An 18082-nucleotide genomic window follows, 5' to 3' on the forward strand; every position below is an offset into this window, starting at 1 on the left:
GGGGCAGGTGACGGGCCCGGCGCGCCCGCAGGCGGTGCTGTGCGACTCTGGAGACCAGTATCGCCGCGATCCCGGGTAGGTTCGCAATCATGGCAGGCAACTCCACCCATACCGTGACGAACCAGCCCCCTCCGCTGGTGGGATACGACGTCTTCGGCGCCGATCGGGCCCTCGTCGAAGCGGTCGAGCGGCACACGGATCCCGAGGTGCTGGGCGAGGTGCGCGACGAGCTGTCCGTACTGGGCCGGGCCTCGGGTTCGGCGCAGGTGCAGGAGTGGGGCGTACAGGCGAACGAGCATCCGCCGCGGCTGCGCACGCACGACCGGTACGGCCACCGGGTCGACGAGGTCGAGTTCCATCCGGCCTGGCACCGGCTGCTCGGCAAGGGGGTCGGGGCGGGACTGACCGGAGCCTGGACGCGGCCTGCCGGGCATGTGCGCAGGGCGGCCGGGTTCCTCGTCTGGACCCAGGTCGAGGCGGGCAACTGCTGCCCGCTGTCCATGACCCACGCGGCCGTGCCCGCACTGCGGGCCGACCCCGCGCTGGCCGCCGAGTGGGAGCCGCGGCTGACGTCCACGATCTACGACCGTGAGCTGCGGCCCGCCGGGCAAAAGCCCGGCGCCCTCTTCGGCATGGGCATGACCGAGAAGCAGGGCGGCAGCGACGTACGGGCGAACACCACCGAGGCCCGGCCGCTCGCCGAGGCAGGGACGTACGTCCTGACCGGGCACAAGTGGTTCTGCTCGGCGCCCATGTCCGACGGCTTTCTGGTGCTGGCCCAGGCTCCCGGCGGGCTCACCTGCTTCCTCGTCCCGCGCGTCCTCCCCGACGGCACCCGCAACGTGTTCCTCATCCAGCGGCTCAAGGACAAGCTGGGCAACCGGTCCAACGCCTCCGCCGAGGTCGAGTTCGACGACACCTGGGCGCGCCGGGTCGGCGAGGAAGGGCGCGGGGTGCGCACCATCATCGAGATGGTCGCCGCGACCCGGCTGGACTGCGCGCTCGGCTCGGCCGGCCTGATGCGGCAGGCGGTGGCGCAGGCCGTCCACCACTGCGCCCACCGGGAGGCGTTCGGCGGGAAGCTGATCGACAAGCCGCTGATGCGCAACGTGCTGGCCGACCTCGCGCTGGAGTCCGAGGCCGCGACCGCGCTCACGCTCCGGCTCGCGGCCGCCTACGACGACGGGGGCGAGCAGGAACGGGCCTTCCTGCGGATCGCGGTGCCGGCCGCCAAGTACTGGATCACCAAGCGCTGTGCGCCGGTGGCGGTGGAGGCCGCCGAGTGCCTGGGCGGCAACGGGTACGTCGAGGAGTCGGGGCTGCCCCGGCTGGTGCGCGAGTCGCCGCTGAACTCCGTCTGGGAGGGCGCCGGAAACGTTCAGGCGCTGGATGTGCTGCGGGCGCTGCAGCGCGAGCCGGGCGCGCTGGACGCCTGTCTCACGGAGATCGGCAGGGCGCACGGCGCCGACCACCGGCTGGACCGGGCGGTGAAGGACCTGTTCACCGAACTCGCCGATCTGGACGGCATCGAGGGCCGCGCCCGGCGACTGGTCGAGCGCCTCGCACTGGTGCTCCAGGGTTCACTCCTGGTGCGGCACGCACCGCCGGAGGTCGCCGACGCGTTCTGCGCCTCCCGGCTCGGCGGTGACCGGGGCGCGGCCTTCGGCACCCTGCCGAAGGGCCTTGACCAGGCCTCGGTGGTGGAGCGGGCCCGGCCGCTGTTCTGACCCCGCTGACCTGTGCCTTCGCGGGGGTGCGGCACGGGGGTGGTGCTGCGCCGACACGGCACCACCCCCGCCTACTGGGCCCGTTGAAGGCCACAAAACGCCGCCCGAAGGCGGCGCCGGGTCAAGTCTCAGCCAGCCTCGTGCCATTCACCAGGGTTGCAAGGGGTTGCAACTTGTTGGTGACTGTGCGCGGACTCTGTGCCTCCGGCATGCGCCGGACGGCAGTATGGGGGAAGAGTCGGACCGGAAACCGCCGCCCGGACGGCTTGACAAGTGTGTTCGATGCCTTTTCCGGGAGGACCCCAGTGGTGAACCCGCCGATGAACGTGGCGCGTCTGGCCGCCGTGGACGCGGCGCAGGCGGCACGGGTGCTGAGCGAGATGCGCGAGGCCACGCTCGCCGGGCAACGTGCGCGGATCGCACCCCGACCGGTGATCGAGCAGTCCTGGGGACGGATGCTGCGCAGCGGCGTCGACCCCGACCACGACTCCAGATCCCGGCTGCTGCCCGCCGACGAAGTACGGCGCAGACGCGAGGAGTCACCGCTCAGGCACATTCTTCCGGTGCTGCGCCAGGGGCTGCTTTCGGTCGCCGACGTAGCCCAGCACATCATGGTGGTCGCCGACGCCGAGGGACGTGTCCTGTGGCGGGAGGGATCCCCGCCGGTGCTGCGCAAGGCCGACGGACTCGGCTTCGAACTGGGCGCGGACTGGCGGGAAGACGTCGTCGGCACCAACGGCGTGGGCACCCCCGCGGTCGTACGGCGGCCCGTACAGGTCTTCGCCGCCGAGCACTTCGTCCGCTCGCACGCCTCCTGGACGTGTACGGGCGCCCCGATCACCGACCCCAGGGACGGCCGGCTCATCGGGGTGGTGGACGTGAGCGGCCCGCTGGAGACCATGCATCCGGCGACCCTGGCCTGGGTGGACTCGGTGGCCAAACTCGCCGAGGCCCGGCTGCGGGAGCTGCACCTGGCCTCGCTGGAACGGCTGCGCGCGGTGGCGGCGCCGGTGCTGGCCCGGCTGGACGGGCGGGCGCTGGCGGTGGACGGGAACGGCTGGACGGCGGCCGTGACCGGGATGCCGTACCTGCGGCGCGTGGCGCTGCCCAAGTCCCTCACGCCGGGCCACCGGTGGCTGGCCGCACTCGGCACCTGCGCGGTGGAGCCGCTGGCCGGGGGCTGGCTGCTGCGGGTGGCGGAGGAGCCGCTGCCGTCCAGCACCACCCGGATCCTGCTGGACCTGAGCCGGCCGGGCCGCAGCTCGGTGACCGTGGCCCGGACGATGGGCTCTTGGTCCCGCGAACTGAGTCCCCGGCACGCCGAGTTGCTCTACCTGCTCACCGAACACCGCTCGGGACGCGGCGCGGCGGGCCTGGCAGAAGACCTGTTCGGCGATTCATCCAGAACAGTGACTGTTAGAGCAGAAATGTCCAGAATTCGCCGCTATCTAGGGGATCTTCTGCGACACCGGCCGTATCGTTTCTGCGAGAACACGGAGATCGAGGTGGTCCTGCCCGACAACCCCCGTGACCTGCTGCCCCGGTCGACGGCACCGGCGGTGGCACGACGCCGGACCACCGGCTGACCCGAGGGGTGACAGGTGGGTTCGATGCGGGCATCTTCCGCATATTTGCGGGTCTTGGCCCTGTGGCGCCCGCCGCTGCCGTAGCATCCCCTACGGGCCTCCCCACCTGCTCCTCGGTCAACGTACGGACCACCAGGCGCAGTTGGCCCGCCTCGGGAGGAAACATGAGACATCGCGGCAGACACCGCCGGCGCAGACGGGGCGCAGCCGTGCGCGCGTTCCTCGCCGGAACCGCGCTCGCGCTCACCGCGGCCGCCACGCTGATCAGCGCCTCACAGGCCACCGTCGCCAAGAACCCCGGCCCGCTCAAGCCCCTGACCTCCCGGGCCGACACCGCCCCGCTGCGCCTGCAGGAGCACCTGGTGCCGGCCCGCACGCTCAACCGGCTCGCCGCGTCCATGGGCCGCCCGGTCGGCGTGGACACCGTCCTGCAGAGCGCCGACCGCACCCTGAGCACGAGCACCGACTGCACCTCCGAGGACCACGCGACGCTGCCCGTCGCCCCGGCCGCCACCCGCGCCTACTGCTGGGACCCGGCCGACACCGCCACCACCGCCTGGCGGCCGGCCTCGGTGACCACCTCCGGCGACGCCGACGACGACGGCGTCTGGGGCACCCACCGGGCGATCCTCACCGGCTGGACCCACAGCACCACCACCGGAACCACCGCGGAGCAGGGCCTCGCCAGGATCGCCTTCGTCGACACCGACGACCCCGACCACCCCGTCTACCGCTGGGTGCTGCTGGTGGTCCCCGTCGACGGCGGCCGCGACTACCGAGGCCTCGTCTCCCGCGTCTCCGGCCTGGTCTGGTACCAGGACAAGCTCCTGGTCACCACCACGACCGGCAGCGCCGACGCGCTCTACGTCTACGACCTCGACCGCATCCAGCGCACCACCGTCGACGCGCCCGCGATCGGCCGGGTGCCCGGCGGCTGGTCCGCCGACGGCTACGAGTACGTGATGCCCGCCGTCGGCTCCTACCGCTACCTCGCCGGCCGCTGCACCCCTTCCGGCCCGCCCTGCCCCGCGACCCTCTCCCTGGACCGCGGCACCGCACCCGACAGCCTGGTCGCCGGCGAGTGGACCGCCCCCGGCAGCGACCGGCACGCCCGGCTGTGGCGCTACGCCTTCAGCACGGACCCCGCGCGCAGCGGACTGCTCGCCACCGACGCCGCCGGGCGGGTGGACGCGGTCGGGGCCTACCGCACCCGGGCTGCCGGGATCCGGGGCGTCCTGTCCTACCGGCAGGCCGGGTCGGCCGGTCCGTCCTGGTATGTGGGACAGCTGTCCAGCTCCGGGGACGGGCACGGCGGACTGTGGCGCCAGGACGCGAAGGGGGCGAAGGCGGCACACTGCGGCTCGGACTCGTCCCACCACTGCTGGGCCGAGTCCGCGGGTTCCCTGTCCTACTGGCAGGAGACGGGCGAGGTGTGGTCCGTCTCGGACCGGATGCTGTTCGCGGTGCCCCTGGCGGTGCTCGACCGTTCGGTGGACTGACCCGGGGTGACCTGGTCGATCGACAGACCGCAGGGCGGGATGATTCCCTGGCCCGCATGAGCAACATCCCTGTCACCACCTGGTCCCTGGAACAGACCTCGCCGGCCGACCTCCTGCCGGCCGCCGCCCCCGAGGGCGACGTCCGCATCGTCCGCGCCGAGGTCCCCTCCCCCGAGTTCAGCCGCTTCCTGTACACCGCGGTCGGCGGCGACATCCGCTGGACCGACCGCCTCGGCTGGAACTACGCCCGGTGGCAGGAGCAGCTGGACCGTCCCGGTGCGGAGACCTGGGTGGCCTACGACCGCGGCACGCCCGCCGGGTACGTCGAGCTGAACCCGCAGGACGACGGCGTCGTCGAGATCATCCTCTTCGGCCTGGTCCCCGCGTTCCGCGGCCGCCGCATCGGAGGGCATCTGCTGTCGTACGGGGCGGCCCGCGCGTGGGATCTGGCGGAGCGGTGGCCGGAGCGGACGCCGACCAAGCGGGTGTGGCTGCACACGTGCAGCAAGGATGGGAAGTTCGCCATGGACAACTATCAGCGGCGGGGGTTCAGGTTGTTCGACACGAAGGTGGAGCTGGAGGCGGAGGTGGCTACGCCTGGGTTCTGGCCGGGGGCTTAGGGGGCACCCAGATCCTCGATGAAGCGCAGCACATCCCAGGTGATGCCGGCGGTCACCTGATTGCGGTAGGTGGGGCGCAGGCAGAGGCCCATGATCGCGACCAGAAGGCACACCACGGCCGCGACGATCGAGGCCTGGAGCAGTGCCGAAAGGCCTAACGCCGTGTTGACGGGCACACTGACCAGTACCCATGTCACCACCCCGTACGAGGCGCGCAGTCCCGGCTCCTCATCGCTGCCCATGATCAGGAGGCACGCGGTCAAGCCACCCAGGACTACCAGCAGACCGACCGCAGGGACGATCCAGTGGGGGGTGAGGGGCCACGGCTGCCAGCCGAGCAGTGCGGCGACGGACCTGGCGATCACTCCCAACGTGGTAACCACATACAGCATGAGCCCCCACATGCCGGTGCTGGTCCACTCCGACTTGCGGCGGTTGGCCAGTTCGTCCGAGGACCGCTCCCACATGACCTTCGTGAGGTAGCCGGAGGTCAGCAGAGCATGGAGTGTCTTCCGGGCCTCCGTGACCGGCATCCACTCGATCAGCCGTGCACGCCAGACAGGCAGTGCGTCGGCCCGGGCCATCGCCTCCAGCACAAGCTCCCCCGCCGGGGCCTCCTCCGTCTGATCACCCAGCAGCCGCGCCCACCGGTCGACCGGGCCGCTGATCCGGACGGGGGCTTCGGGGTCCGGTTCCACGAGGGCGAGCGGTACGAGGATCCGCAGGTCGGGGCGGACAACGCCGGACAGAGTGGCGTCGGCGTCGCGGGCGAGTTCGTGCAGGTAGTCCGCCAGCACCCCGACGACCCTCGTCAGCTGCTCGTCGCCACGGCGTGCGAAGGGCTTCCACACCCACTCGAAGTGACCTCCCCCGACCCCGCGCACACGCACACCGTGGAGCACCTCTTCGAGCCCGCGGTCGCGCAGCAGGTCGGCGAGGAACGCGGCGACGACCGCGTCCTCGGGCGTGTCGTGGATCATCAGTCCGTTCCACAACGCGAGTGTCGCCTTCTCCGTGTGCACCCGCCACAGCACCCGGGCCGCCCGCTCCGTGGCGCTCGTCCACCTCTCCTCCAGCGCCGGCACCGCAAGATCCCCCATCGCCACCAGCGCCTCCTCTGCACCCGGCAGCTCCGACATCCCCTCCGCCAGGAACCGCGCCGCCTTCAACACGTTCGTGGCCGCCAGCGCCCGTACCGCCATGTGCGCCCGCGCGAAGTTCGTCGTGTCCCGAGCCGCCGCACACAGCAACTCGAACACCGCGACACCCCGTGCCCGCCGCTGCGCTGCCACCACCCCGAACGCCGCCACCACCGCCTCCTCTTCCAGCAAGGCCGACTCGTCACCCAGCAGCGCGTAGAAATGGGCGATGATCTCGTCCGCCAGGGAGTCCTCGATCAGCAGGGCGTCGGCCAGGCACTGGAAGGCCAGCAGAGGGTCGACAGCGAGGATCTCGCGTACCAGCGGAGTGCAGTCACGGGGCTCGGTTCCGCACCACAGGCGCACGACCTCGCGCCAGACCTGGGGGTCACCACGGTAGCGGTCCAGCAGGACGTCGGCCTGGAGAGCGGTTGCCGCCAGGTACTCCTGAAGGGTCAGGTGGGCGAACTGGAAGCGCTCGCCGTTGTCGATGGCCAGCAAGAGGCCGCTGCGGTCGACGATCTCCGCCAGGATGTCGTCGGTATCCTCCAGTGAACGGCCGAGGCGTTCGAGTACCGTGCCCGCCTCCCTCCGTACCTTCTCGTACGGCATCGCCAAGCGGTCGTACGCGTCCGACGGCACGCTCTGCGCGGCCAGCGCGAGCTGTTGCAGGACCGCCCGCTTCAGCGTCGGCGGGAAGCGGCGCACCTTGTCCCGGTCGCGGTCCCGCAAGAGGCTGACCGTGACCTCGTTGTAGAAGTCGGCGCGGTTGTGGGGCAGGACCTGGTCGGTGCCAGCGTACTCGTAGCTGTAGAGGTGGGCGATCATGGTGAGCAGCAGCGGATTGCGGGCCAGCGGCTTCAGCTGGGGTGTGTCCCGCAGGGCGCCGAGCAGTTGCTCCACCGTGTCCGCCGCCAGGCCCCGCGGCCAGGGCCAGCCGTGCAGGAAGCGCTGGATCAGGCGGTCGTCGAACTCCTCCACCAGGAGGACCGGGATGCCTTCCTCCGCGAACTCGCCCCGGTACACCGCCACCCGGCAGGTCACCACCGCGCGGCAGCGGTCGTACATCTTCATGAAGCGTCCGATCGCGGTGGCGACCTTCGGCCGCTGGGCGGTGGGGACCTCGTCCAAGCCGTCGAAGTACACGGCCAGGCGGCCTTCGGCGAGGGCCCGCTCCACCCAGGTGCGGGCGTTCGGGAAGTCGTTGTCGGCGAAGTGACTGACGATGTGCGCGGTGATGTCGCCCGCGTCCAGGTCGACGGAGTGGAGCGAGAGCAGCACCGGGATGTCGGTCCGCGCACCCAGGTCGACCCGGTGTCTGCGCCGCGGGTCGTACCAGGTGCGGGTCGCGGGCAGGTCGGGGCGGTAGCGCTCGCGCGCCCACGCCAGCACGGTGTGCCGCAGGAGCATCGTCTTGCCCGCGCCGGGTACGCCGAGCACCACCGCCTGGCGGGACTCGTGCAGTGAGGCGGTGGCCTCCCGCTGCTCGGCGCCGAAGCCGGTGGCGGTGCGCAGCGGGACGTACACCGACTCCATCTTCATGGCCTGGTTCTCGTCCGGCCGGAAGGAGACAGAGAAGGTCCGGTTCCGTTCGTGCGTCTTGATCGTGTAGCGGCGCAGCGCCGTGCGGCGGAGCAGGGCGCTGCCGGCCAGGCGGCGGTAGAGTGCGGCGGCCGCCTTGTCCACCAGTCGTTTGAACCAGTCCTTGAGTTTGAGGACCAGAACCCCCAGGACGAAGGCGCCCATCGCCGGCAGCCACTGCCGCACCTGGTCCCCCACGGCCGTCCCCCGTTCGCCGTCTCAGCCACTGGATCGGCAGGATAGGGGCGGAGATGTCCGGGCGTCCCCGGGATCGGACACAGGCCGCGAGGCGGTTCCGACGCCACCCACGAGACGCACATCACAGTGTCCCGGCATTCGAGACAGTCTTGTCCAACATGCGGATAACAGTGGACTGCCCAGAGATCCCCGTGACACGCTTCCGTCATGTCTGGAACTGGAATTGCCTTGGTGAGTCGGCGGCACGTCGACCTCGGCCGCATGTCCAGCGCCATCTGTCCGGCGAGCTGACCGCTCCAGCACCGCCGATCTCCTCGTACACCTGATTCCTGCCTGCGCAGAGCCGCGCACGCCTGCCCGCGTGCACCTATGCGCAGGTCAGAGCCGCTTCCCGCCTGTCCGAAGGACGTAGAACCATGGCCGCCAACCCGCAGAACCCCGCCGCGTCCGCGCCCGGCCGCAAGGTGAGCCGTCACCGCGGCGAGGGTCAGTGGGCCGCGGGTCACTTCACCCCGCTGAACGGCAACGAGCAGTTCAAGAAGGACGACGACGGTCTCAATGTGCGGACACGCATTGAGACGATCTACTCCAAGCGCGGCTTCGACTCCATCGACCCCAACGACCTGCGCGGGCGGATGCGCTGGTGGGGTCTCTACACCCAGCGTCGGCCCGGGATCGACGGCGGCAAGACCGCGATCCTGGAGCCGGAGGAGCTGGACGACGAGTACTTCATGCTGCGGGTGCGGATCGACGGCGGGCGGCTGTCGACCCAGCAGCTGCGGGTGATCGGCGAGATCTCGCAGGAGTTCGCGCGGGGCACCGCCGACATCACCGACCGGCAGAACGTGCAGTTCCACTGGATCCGGATCGAGGACGTCCCGGAGATCTGGGAGCGCCTCGAGGCCGTCGGGCTGTCCACCACCGAGGCCTGCGGTGACACGCCCCGTGTGATCCTCGGTTCGCCGGTCGCGGGCATCGCCGCGGACGAGATCATCGACGGCACCCCGGCCGTCGAGGAGATCAACCGCCGGATCGTCGGCAACAAGGCGTTCTCGAACCTGCCCCGCAAGTTCAAGTCCGCGGTCTCCGGCTCGCCGCTGCTGGACGTGGCGCACGAGATCAACGACGTAGCGTTCGTCGGCGTGGTCCACCCCGAGCACGGGCCCGGGTTCGACCTGTGGGTCGGCGGCGGTCTGTCCACCAACCCGAAGATCGGTGTGCGGCTCGGCGCCTGGGTGCCGCTGGACGAGGTCCCGGACGTCTACGAGGGCGTCATCTCGATCTTCCGCGACTACGGCTACCGGCGCCTGCGCACCCGCGCCCGGCTGAAGTTCCTGGTCGCCGACTGGGGTGCGGAGAAGTTCCGGCAGGTGCTGGAGGACGAGTACCTGCAGCGCAAGCTGGTCGACGGTCCGGCGCCCGCGCAGCCCGTGGAACGCTGGCGCGACCACGTCGGTGTGCACCGGCAGCAGGACGGGCGGTTCTACGTCGGTTTCGCACCGCGTGTCGGACGCGTCGACGGTACGACGCTGGCGAAGATCGCCGACGTCGCCGAGGCGCACGGCTCGGGCCGGGTGCGTACCACCGTCGAGCAGAAGATGATCGTGCTGGACGTCGAGGAGGCGCAGGTCGAGTCCCTGGTGGCGGGGCTCGAGGCGCTGGATCTCAGCGTCAGCCCGTCCCCGTTCCGGCGCGGCACCATGGCCTGCACCGGCATCGAGTTCTGCAAGCTCGCCATCGTGGAGACCAAGGCGCGCGGCATCTCGCTGATCGACGAACTGGAGCGGCGCCTCCCGGAGTTCGACGAGCCGATCACGATCAACATCAACGGCTGCCCGAACGCCTGCGCCCGTATCCAGGTGGCGGACATCGGTCTCAAGGGCCAGCTGGTCCTGGACGACAACGGCGAGCAGGTCGAGGGCTTCCAGGTGCACCTCGGCGGCGCGCTGGGCCTGGAGGCGGGCTTCGGCCGCAAGGTCCGCGGCCTGAAGGTCACTTCGGAGGAGCTGCCCGACTACGTCGAGCGCGTCCTGAAGCGCTATCAGGCGGAGCGCGAGGACGGCGAGCGGTTCGCCACCTGGGCGGCCCGGGCGTCCGAGGAGGCCCTGTCGTGAGCGAGCGGGCCGCACCTTTCTACTGCCCCTACTGCGGTGACGAGGACCTGCGTCCCGGCGAGCAGGGCCATGGCGCCTGGGAGTGCGGGGCGTGCAACCGCGCATTCCAGCTGAAGTTCCTCGGGCTGCTCGCCCGGGGTCTCCAGCGAGCCGACAACGGAGGGGATGACCGGATATGACGACGGCTCAGGAAGAACGCACGACCGAGGAGTTGAAGCAACTCGCCGAGCAGGCGGGCCGTGACCTGGAGGACGCCTCCGCGCTGGAGATCCTCCAGTGGGCGGTGGACACCTTCGGCAAGCGGTTCTGCGTCACCTCCTCCATGGAGGACGCGGTGGTCGCCCATCTGGCGTCCCGCGTGCTGAAGGGTGTCGACGTCGTCTTCCTCGACACCGGCTACCACTTCCCGGAGACCATCGGCACCCGGGACGCGGTCGAGGCCGTGATGGACGTCAACGTCATCACCCTCACGCCGCGGCAGACGGTCGCCGAGCAGGACGCGGAGTACGGCCCCAAGCTGCACGACCGCGATCCTGACCTGTGCTGTGCGTTGCGCAAGGTCCGGCCGCTGGAGGAGGGCCTGAAGGGCTACGCGGCGTGGGCGACGGGCCTGCGCCGCGACGAGTCCCCGACCCGGGCGGACACCCCGGTGGTCGGCTGGGACGAGAAGCGGCAGAAGGTCAAGATCTCCCCGATCGCCCGCTGGACCCAGGACGACGTGGACGCCTACGTCACCGAGCACGGCGTGCTGACCAACCCGCTGCTGATGGACGGTTACGCCTCGGTCGGCTGCGCCCCGTGCACCCGCAGGGTCCTGGAGGGCGAGGACGCACGCGCCGGCCGCTGGGCCGGCCGGGCCAAGACCGAGTGCGGGCTGCACGGATGACGGCGCCCACAGCAACCCACACCTCGCCCACAGTTCCGGCTGTTACTGCTGTTACCGAAGCGACCACTGCGACCCAGGAGAACCACGTGACCACCGGAGCCACCGTCTGGCTCACGGGTCTGCCGAGCGCCGGCAAGACCACCATCGCGTACGAGCTGGCCGGCCGGCTGCGCGCCGAGGGCCACCGCGTCGAGGTGCTCGACGGCGACGAGATCCGCGAGTTCATCTCGGCGGGCCTCGGCTTCAGCCGCGAGGACCGGCACACCAACGTGCAGCGCATCGGTTTCGTCGCCGAGCTGCTGGCTCGCAACGGCGTCAAGGCGCTCGTCCCGGTGATCGCCCCGTACGCGGACAGCCGCCAGGCGGTGCGCACGCGGCACGCGAAGAACGGGACGTCGTACCTGGAGATCCATGTGGCGACCCCGGTCGAGGTGTGCTCGGTACGGGACGTGAAGGGCCTGTACGCCAAGCAGGCTGCGGGCGAGCTGTCGGGGCTCACGGGGGTCGACGACCCCTACGAGGAGCCCGAGACGCCCGATCTGCGGATCGAGTCGCAGCACCAGACCGTGCAGGAGTCCGCGGCCGCGGTCCACGCGCTGCTCACCGAAAGGGGACTGGCATGACGACCGTCGCCACGGTCGAGGAGGGTACGGCCAGCCCGTACGCCCTCTCCCACCTGGACGCCCTCGAGTCCGAGGCGGTGCACATCTTCCGCGAGGTGGCGGGCGAGTTCGAGAACCCGGTGATCCTGTTCTCCGGTGGCAAGGACTCCATCGTCATGCTGCACCTCGCGCTGAAGGCGTTCGCCCCGGCGGCGATCCCCTTCTCACTGCTCCATGTGGACACGGGACACAACTTCCCCGAGGTGCTGGAGTACCGGGACCGTGTGGTCGCCGCACATGGGCTGCGCCTCCATGTGGCCTCCGTACAGGACTACATCGACCGCGGTGTGCTGAAGGAACGTCCCGACGGCACCCGCAACCCGCTGCAGACGCTCCCCCTGACAGAGCGGATCCAGAGCGAGAAGTTCGACGCGGTCTTCGGCGGCGGCCGCCGCGACGAGGAGAAGGCCCGGGCCAAGGAGCGCGTCTTCTCGCTGCGGGACGAGTTCTCCCAGTGGGACCCGCGCCGCCAGCGGCCCGAGCTGTGGAACCTGTACAACGGCCGCCACGCGCCCGGCGAGCACGTCCGCGTGTTCCCGCTCAGCAACTGGACCGAGCTGGACGTCTGGCAGTACATCGCCCGCGAGGGCATCGAGCTGCCGGAGATCTACTTCGCGCACGAGCGCGAGGTGTTCCAGCGGGCCGGCATGTGGCTGACCGCCGGCGAGTGGGGCGGCCCGAAGGAGTCCGAGACCGTCGTGAAGCGCCAGGTCCGCTACCGGACCGTCGGTGACATGTCCTGCACGGGCGCCGTCGACTCCGACGCGACCACGCTGGACGCCGTGATCGCCGAGATCGCCGCCTCCCGGCTCACCGAGCGCGGTGCCACCCGCGCCGACGACAAGCTCTCCGAGGCCGCGATGGAAGACCGCAAGCGCGAGGGGTACTTCTAAGCATGAGCACGACCACGACCGAGGCGCCCTCGGCCACCACCCTGCTGCGGTTCGCCACCGCCGGCTCCGTCGACGACGGCAAGTCCACGCTCGTCGGACGGCTGCTGCACGACTCCAAGTCGGTCCTCGCCGACCAGCTGGAGGCCGTGGAGCGCGCCTCCGCGAGCCGCGGTCAGGACGGCCCGGACCTCGCGCTGCTCACCGACGGCCTGCGCGCCGAACGCGAACAGGGCATCACCATCGACGTGGCCTACCGCTACTTCGCCACGCCGCGCCGCCGGTTCATCCTCGCCGACACGCCCGGCCATGTGCAGTACACCCGCAACATGGTCACGGGCGCCTCGACGGCCGAGCTGACGGTGGTCCTGGTCGACGCCCGCAACGGCGTGGTCGAGCAGACCCGTCGGCACGCGGCGATCGCCGCGCTGCTGCGCGTGCCGCACGTGGTCCTCGCCGTCAACAAGATGGACCTGGTCGACTACCAGGAGTCCGTGTTCGCCGCGATCGCCGAGGAGTTCACGGCGTACGCGACCGAGCTGGGCGTCCCGGAGGTCACCGCGATCCCGATCTCGGCGCTCGCCGGTGACAACGTGGTGGAGCCGTCCGCCAACATGGACTGGTACGGCGGCCCGACCGTCCTGGAGCACCTGGAGACCGTCCCGGTCAGCCACGACCTGGCGCACTGCCACGCCCGGCTGCCCGTGCAGTACGTGATCCGTCCGCAGACCGCCGAGCACCCGGACTACCGGGGCTACGCGGGCCAGATCGCGGCCGGTACCTTCCGCGTCGGCGACCCGGTCACGATCCTGCCCTCCGGCCGTACGACGACGATCTCCGGCATCGACCTGCTCGGCGAGCCGGTCGACGTGGCCTGGACCACGCAGTCGGTGACCGTGCTGCTGGCGGACGACGTCGACGTCTCGCGCGGCGACCTGATCGTGCCGACCAAGGACGCGCCGGCCACCACGCAGGACGTCGAGGCGACCGTCTGCCACGTCGCCGACCAGCCGCTGACCGTCGGACACCGGGTGCTGCTCAAGCACGGCACCCGCACGGTCAAGGCCATCGTCAAGGACATCCCGTCCCGCCTCACGCTCGACGACCTGTCCCTGCACCCTCACCCGGGACAGCTCGTCGCCAACGACATCGGCCGCGTGAAGATCCGCACCGCGGAGCCGCTGCCGGTGGACTCGTACGCCGACTCGCGGCGCACGGGCTCGTTCATCCTGATCGACCCGAACGACGGCACCACGCTCACCGCCGGCATGGTCGGTGAGTCGTTCGCCTCCCCGGAACCGGTCAAGGACGAGGCCGAGGGCGACGGGTGGGACTTCTGACATGAACTCCACCGACTACTACTCCACGTTCGCGAAGGAGGGCGGCCGCGTCGGCAGCGGCGCCCTCGGCAGCGGGCAGGGCGGAGTGGCGCGATGTGTGCGTTGACGTACGCGCACTGCCTGCGCGCCCTCACCCCCCACCGCTGTAGACGAAGACCTGCCGACCTCCCGGCCACGACCTGAGAGACCGTGACCGCCGGGCCAACGAGAGGAAAGCCTCCCGTGCCTGCCAACAGCTCCACGTTCCTTCGCCGCGGCATAGCCGCGATCGCCGCACTTCCCCTGCTGACGCTCGCCGCCTGCGGCTACGGCTCCGAGTCCGCCAAGGACAGCACCGCCAAGGTGGCCGCAGGGTCCAAGAAGATCGACGGCCTCAGCTCCGTCAAGATCGGCTACTTCGGCAACCTGACCCACGCCACCGCCCTGGTCGGCAACCAGAAGGGCTTCTTCCAGAAGGAGCTGGGCGCCACGAAGGCCGAGTACGCCACCTTCAACGCGGGCCCGTCCGAGATCGAGGCGCTCAACTCCGGCTCCATCGACATCGGCTGGATCGGCCCGTCCCCGGCGATCAACGGCTACACCAAGTCCGACGGCAAGAGCCTGAAGATCATCGGCGGTTCGGCGTCCGGTGGCGTGAAGCTGGTCGTCAACCCGAAGAAGATCAAGTCCCTGAAGGACGTCAAGGGCAAGAACATCGCCACCCCGCAGTTCGGCAACACGCAGGACGTGGCTTTCCTCAACTGGGCCGCGGACCAGGGCTGGAAGGTCGACGCGCAGAGCGGCAAGGGCGACGTCACGGTCGTCCGTACGGACAACAAGATCACCCCGGACGCCTACAAGGCCGGTTCGATCGACGGCGCCTGGGTGCCGGAGCCGACCGCGTCCAAGCTGGTCGCCGAGGGCGGCAAGGTGCTGCTCGACGAGGCGTCGCTGTGGCCCGACAAGAAGTTCGTGATCACGAACATCATCGTGCGGCAGGCCTTCCTGAAGGAGCACCCGAAGGCGGTCGAGGCGGTCCTGAAGGCCTCGGTCGAGACCAACAAGTGGATCAACGCCAACCCGGACGAGGCGAAGGCCTCGGCGAACAAGCAGCTCGGGATCGACTCCGGCAAGGAGCTGCCCGCCGGCGTCCTGGACCCGGCGTGGAAGTCGATCCAGTTCACCGACGACCCGCTGGCCGCCACGCTCGACACCGAGGCGGAGCACGCGGTCAAGGCCGGTCTGCTGGAGAAGCCCGAGCTGAAGGGCATCTACGACCTCTCGATCCTCAACAAGGTCCTCAAGGCCGAGGGCGAGAGCACGGTCAGCGACGCCGGTCTCGGCAGCTGACGTAGGCACCCGACGAGTTCCCAGGAGGTGACGACCATGGCCACGACCACGACTCTCGCCAAGGCCGCCGAGTCGGTCGAGTACGCGGCACGCCTTGAGCACGTCTCGAAGTCCTTCGCGACACCGGGCGGGCAGCAGCTCGTCCTGGACGACATCAGCATCGATGTCGCCCCGGGCGAGTTCGTCACCCTCCTGGGGGCCTCGGGCTGCGGCAAGTCCACGCTGCTGAACCTGGTGGCGGGGCTCGACCGGCCCACCGCGGGCTCCATCACCACGGACGGGCGTCCGGCCCTGATGTTCCAGGAGCACGCCCTCTTCCCGTGGCTGACCGCGGGCAAGAACATCGAACTCGCCCTGAAGCTCAGGGGGGTTCCGAAGCCCGAGCGGCGCGGCAAGGCCGAGGAGCTGCTCGAACTGGTCCGGCTGACGGGCGCGTACGGCAAGCGCGTGCACGAGCTGTCGGGCGGTATGCGACAGCGCGTGGCGATGGCCCGCGCGCTGGCGCAGGAGAGCAACCTGCTGCTGATGGACGAGCCGTTCGCGGCCCTCGACGCCATCACCCGGGACGTGCTGCACGACGAGCTGACCCGGATCTGGGCGGAGACCGGTCTCTCCGTCCTGTTCGTCACGCACAACGTGCGCGAGGCGGTGCGGCTCGCGCAGCGGGTGATCCTGCTGTCCTCCCGGCCGGGCCGGATCGCGCGCGAGTGGAGCGTGGACATCCCGCAGCCGCGGCGCATCGAGGACGCGCCCGTGGCCGAACTGTCCCTTGAGATCACCGATGTACTGCGTGGGGAGATCCGCCGCCATGGCCAGCACTGAGACGACAGCGGCTCAGGACGCCGGGAGCGTCGAGGCGGGCCTCGACGCGCTGGAGACCACGGCCACCGGCCGCCCGCCGTTCCGGAAGACCTTCGTCGACAAGATCCTGCCGCCGATCATCGCGATCGCCGTGGTCCTGGTGGTCTGGTACCTCCTGTACCCGATCGTCGACAACCCGACGAAGCTGCCCTCGCCGGGCGCCGTGGGGAGCGCGTTCCAGGACGCCTGGCTGAAGGGCGAGTTGCTCGGCTACATCTGGACCAGCGTCTCGCGCGGTCTGCTGGGCTTCGCCTTCGCGCTGCTCATCGGCACCCCGCTGGGTCTGCTGGTGGCCCGGGTGAAGTTCGTGCGCGCGGCCATCGGCCCCATCCTGTCCGGCCTGCAGTCACTGCCGTCGGTGGCGTGGGTGCCGCCGGCCGTGATCTGGCTGGGCCTGAACAACTCGATGATGTACGCGGTGATCCTGCTCGGCGCGGTCCCGTCCATCGCCAACGGTCTGGTGTCCGGCGTCGACCAGGTGCCGCCGCTGTTCCTGCGGGCGGGCCGCACGATGGGCGCGACGGGCGTGAAGGGAATCTGGCACGTCACGCTGCCGGCCGCGCTGCCCGGCTATGTGGCGGGCCTGAAGCAGGGCTGGGCGTTCTCGTGGCGCTCCCTGATGGCCGCGGAGATCATCGCGTCCTTCCCCGACCTCGGCGTGGGCCTCGGCCAGTTGCTGGAGAACGCCCGCACCGCCAGCGACATGGCCATGGTCTTCGAGGCCATCCTGCTCATCCTGTTCGTCGGCATCGCCATCGACCTGCTGATCTTCAGCCCGCTGGAGCGGTGGGTGCTGCGCAGCCGCGGCCTGCTGGTGAAGGGCTGAGGCACAGCATGCGCAATCCGGTCCGCCCCGTGCTCGTGGTGATCGCCCACGGCAGCCGCGACCCGCGGCACGCCGCGACCGTGCACGCGCTCGTGCAGCGCGTACGGTCGCTGCGGCCGGGGCTGCGCGTGGAGACCGGCTTCCTGGACTTCAACATCCCCTCCGTGCACGGGGTGCTGGAGTCGCTGGCCGCGGAGGGCGTGCGGGACGTCGTGGCGCTGCCGCTGCTGCTGACCCGCGCCTTCCACGCGAAGGCCGACATCCCCGCCGTCCTGCGGGACGCGCCGCCGCAGCTGCGCATCCGCCAGGCGGAGGTGCTGGGCCCGTCCCCGCTGCTGCTGTCGGCGCTGGAACGGCGGCTGTACGAGGCGGGATTGACGCCCGCCGACAAGTCCTCGACCGGGGTGGTGCTGGCCTCGGCGGGGTCCTCCGACCCGGAGGCGATCGCAGTGATCGCCGACATCGCGCGGGAGTGGTGGCACACCGGTTGGTGCGCCGTGCGACCTGCGTTCGCCTCCGCTGGTTCTCCCGCGGGGTTCCCCCGCACCGAGGACGCCGTACGGGAACTGCGCGCCCTCGGCTGCGAGCGGGTGGCCGTCGCACCCTACGTGCTGGCCCCCGGTTTCCTGCCCGACCGCATCGCACGCGGCGCGGCCGGGGCGGACGTCCTGTCGGACGTACTGGGCCCGGCGCCGGAGGTGGCGCGGGTGCTGCTGGAGCGGTACGACGAGGCACGCCTGCCGCTGCCGGCGGCGCTCGGCGCCTGACGGCTCGGCGCCCTGACGACCGCTCATCCGGCCGTTCCCGTCCCGGCCTGCTCGGTT

At 70.7% G+C, this 18082-nt stretch carries 16 protein-coding genes; 15 read left to right on the forward strand and 1 reads right to left on the reverse strand.

All coding sequences use genetic code 11. The features are described from left to right. The first annotated feature begins 89 nt into the window (after positions 1–89). The 4 genes from ACIF83_RS11475 (at position 90) to ACIF83_RS11490 (ending at position 5432) form a co-directional block, all read left to right on the forward strand. Positions 90–1727, forward strand: coding sequence for an acyl-CoA dehydrogenase family protein (locus ACIF83_RS11475; protein WP_399725744.1), 1638 nt, complete (start codon positions 90–92; stop codon positions 1725–1727). 320 nt (positions 1728–2047) lie between these two features. Further along, the gene (locus tag ACIF83_RS11480) at positions 2048–3313 is read left to right on the forward strand and encodes a GAF domain-containing protein (protein WP_393473348.1); all 1266 of its coding nucleotides are present in this window, start codon (positions 2048–2050) and stop codon (positions 3311–3313) included. 164 nt (positions 3314–3477) lie between these two features. Then, positions 3478–4812 (forward strand): hypothetical protein, encoded by a 1335-nt coding sequence (locus tag ACIF83_RS11485; protein WP_399725747.1) that lies wholly within the window; start codon positions 3478–3480, stop codon positions 4810–4812. 56 nt (positions 4813–4868) lie between these two features. Next, complete coding sequence (locus tag ACIF83_RS11490) at positions 4869–5432, forward strand: GNAT family N-acetyltransferase (RefSeq protein WP_399725750.1); 564 nt, start codon at positions 4869–4871, stop codon at positions 5430–5432. Here the strand turns inward: ACIF83_RS11490 and ACIF83_RS11495 are convergent. Next, complete coding sequence (locus tag ACIF83_RS11495) at positions 5429–8350, reverse strand: NACHT domain-containing protein (RefSeq protein ID WP_399725753.1); 2922 nt, start codon at positions 8348–8350, stop codon at positions 5429–5431. The two genes, ACIF83_RS11490 and ACIF83_RS11495, sit on opposite strands and share 4 nt — an antisense overlap. 207 nt (positions 8351–8557) lie before the next feature. On the opposite strand from ACIF83_RS11495, the gene ACIF83_RS11500 reads away from it, so the two are divergent. The 11 genes from ACIF83_RS11500 to ACIF83_RS11550 all read left to right on the forward strand — a co-directional run bounded on the left by ACIF83_RS11500 (position 8558) and on the right by ACIF83_RS11550 (position 18025). Further along, complete coding sequence (locus ACIF83_RS11500; protein ID WP_309486338.1) at positions 8558–8641, forward strand: putative leader peptide; 84 nt, start codon at positions 8558–8560, stop codon at positions 8639–8641. A gap of 125 nt (positions 8642–8766) precedes the next feature. Then, positions 8767–10464, forward strand: coding sequence for a nitrite/sulfite reductase (locus tag ACIF83_RS11505; protein ID WP_398138404.1), 1698 nt, complete (start codon positions 8767–8769; stop codon positions 10462–10464). Continuing rightward, positions 10461–10643 (forward strand): hypothetical protein, encoded by a 183-nt coding sequence (locus ACIF83_RS11510; protein WP_385840688.1) that lies wholly within the window; start codon positions 10461–10463, stop codon positions 10641–10643. Before ACIF83_RS11505 ends, ACIF83_RS11510 begins: the two co-directional genes overlap by 4 nt. Next, positions 10640–11350, forward strand: a complete 711-nt coding sequence (locus ACIF83_RS11515; RefSeq protein WP_393473361.1) for a phosphoadenylyl-sulfate reductase — start codon at positions 10640–10642, stop codon at positions 11348–11350. The genes ACIF83_RS11510 and ACIF83_RS11515 overlap by 4 nt, the downstream gene beginning before the upstream one ends. Next, complete coding sequence (cysC, locus tag ACIF83_RS11520) at positions 11347–11973, forward strand: adenylyl-sulfate kinase (protein WP_399725758.1); 627 nt, start codon at positions 11347–11349, stop codon at positions 11971–11973. The genes ACIF83_RS11515 and cysC overlap by 4 nt, the downstream gene beginning before the upstream one ends. Next, positions 11970–12905: a sulfate adenylyltransferase subunit CysD gene (cysD, locus tag ACIF83_RS11525; protein ID WP_393473366.1), complete on the forward strand. Its 936-nt coding sequence runs from the start codon at positions 11970–11972 to the stop codon at positions 12903–12905. The genes cysC and cysD overlap by 4 nt, the downstream gene beginning before the upstream one ends. A gap of 2 nt (positions 12906–12907) precedes the next feature. Beyond that, positions 12908–14242 (forward strand): sulfate adenylyltransferase subunit 1, encoded by a 1335-nt coding sequence (locus ACIF83_RS11530; protein ID WP_399725761.1) that lies wholly within the window; start codon positions 12908–12910, stop codon positions 14240–14242. Positions 14243–14464: 222 nt separating this feature from the next. After that, entirely contained in the window at positions 14465–15571 is a 1107-nt protein-coding gene (locus ACIF83_RS11535) for an aliphatic sulfonate ABC transporter substrate-binding protein (protein WP_399725764.1), read from the forward strand. Between the two features lie 36 nt (positions 15572–15607). After that, positions 15608–16393, forward strand: a complete 786-nt coding sequence (locus tag ACIF83_RS11540) for an ABC transporter ATP-binding protein (protein WP_393473373.1) — start codon at positions 15608–15610, stop codon at positions 16391–16393. Further along, complete coding sequence (locus tag ACIF83_RS11545) at positions 16380–17258, forward strand: ABC transporter permease (protein ID WP_393473376.1); 879 nt, start codon at positions 16380–16382, stop codon at positions 17256–17258. The genes ACIF83_RS11540 and ACIF83_RS11545 overlap by 14 nt, the downstream gene beginning before the upstream one ends. Before the next feature lie 8 nt (positions 17259–17266). Continuing rightward, positions 17267–18025, forward strand: a complete 759-nt coding sequence (locus ACIF83_RS11550; RefSeq protein WP_393473379.1) for a sirohydrochlorin chelatase — start codon at positions 17267–17269, stop codon at positions 18023–18025. The last annotated feature ends 57 nt before the right edge of the window (positions 18026–18082 follow it).

This window comes from Streptomyces sp. NPDC085866, assembly GCF_044541035.1.
In the GTDB taxonomy this organism is placed as follows: domain Bacteria; phylum Actinomycetota; class Actinomycetes; order Streptomycetales; family Streptomycetaceae; genus Streptomyces.

Bases quoted from the DNA above. Each gene is read 5' to 3' on its own strand.
- ACIF83_RS11475 (WP_399725744.1), top strand. From the start codon at position 90: ATGGCAGGCAACTCCACCCATACCGTGACGAACCAGCCCCCTCCGCTG.
- ACIF83_RS11480 (WP_393473348.1), top strand. From the start codon at position 2,048: ATGAACGTGGCGCGTCTGGCCGCCGTGGACGCGGCGCAGGCGGCACGG.
- ACIF83_RS11485 (WP_399725747.1), top strand. From the start codon at position 3,478: ATGAGACATCGCGGCAGACACCGCCGGCGCAGACGGGGCGCAGCCGTG.
- ACIF83_RS11490 (WP_399725750.1), top strand. From the start codon at position 4,869: ATGAGCAACATCCCTGTCACCACCTGGTCCCTGGAACAGACCTCGCCG.
- ACIF83_RS11500 (WP_309486338.1), top strand. From the start codon at position 8,558: ATGTCTGGAACTGGAATTGCCTTGGTGAGTCGGCGGCACGTCGACCTC.
- ACIF83_RS11505 (WP_398138404.1), top strand. From the start codon at position 8,767: ATGGCCGCCAACCCGCAGAACCCCGCCGCGTCCGCGCCCGGCCGCAAG.
- ACIF83_RS11515 (WP_393473361.1), top strand. From the start codon at position 10,640: ATGACGACGGCTCAGGAAGAACGCACGACCGAGGAGTTGAAGCAACTC.
- cysC (WP_399725758.1), top strand. From the start codon at position 11,347: ATGACGGCGCCCACAGCAACCCACACCTCGCCCACAGTTCCGGCTGTT.
- cysD (WP_393473366.1), top strand. From the start codon at position 11,970: ATGACGACCGTCGCCACGGTCGAGGAGGGTACGGCCAGCCCGTACGCC.
- ACIF83_RS11530 (WP_399725761.1), top strand. From the start codon at position 12,908: ATGAGCACGACCACGACCGAGGCGCCCTCGGCCACCACCCTGCTGCGG.
- ACIF83_RS11540 (WP_393473373.1), top strand. From the start codon at position 15,608: ATGGCCACGACCACGACTCTCGCCAAGGCCGCCGAGTCGGTCGAGTAC.
- ACIF83_RS11545 (WP_393473376.1), top strand. From the start codon at position 16,380: ATGGCCAGCACTGAGACGACAGCGGCTCAGGACGCCGGGAGCGTCGAG.
- ACIF83_RS11550 (WP_393473379.1), top strand. From the start codon at position 17,267: ATGCGCAATCCGGTCCGCCCCGTGCTCGTGGTGATCGCCCACGGCAGC.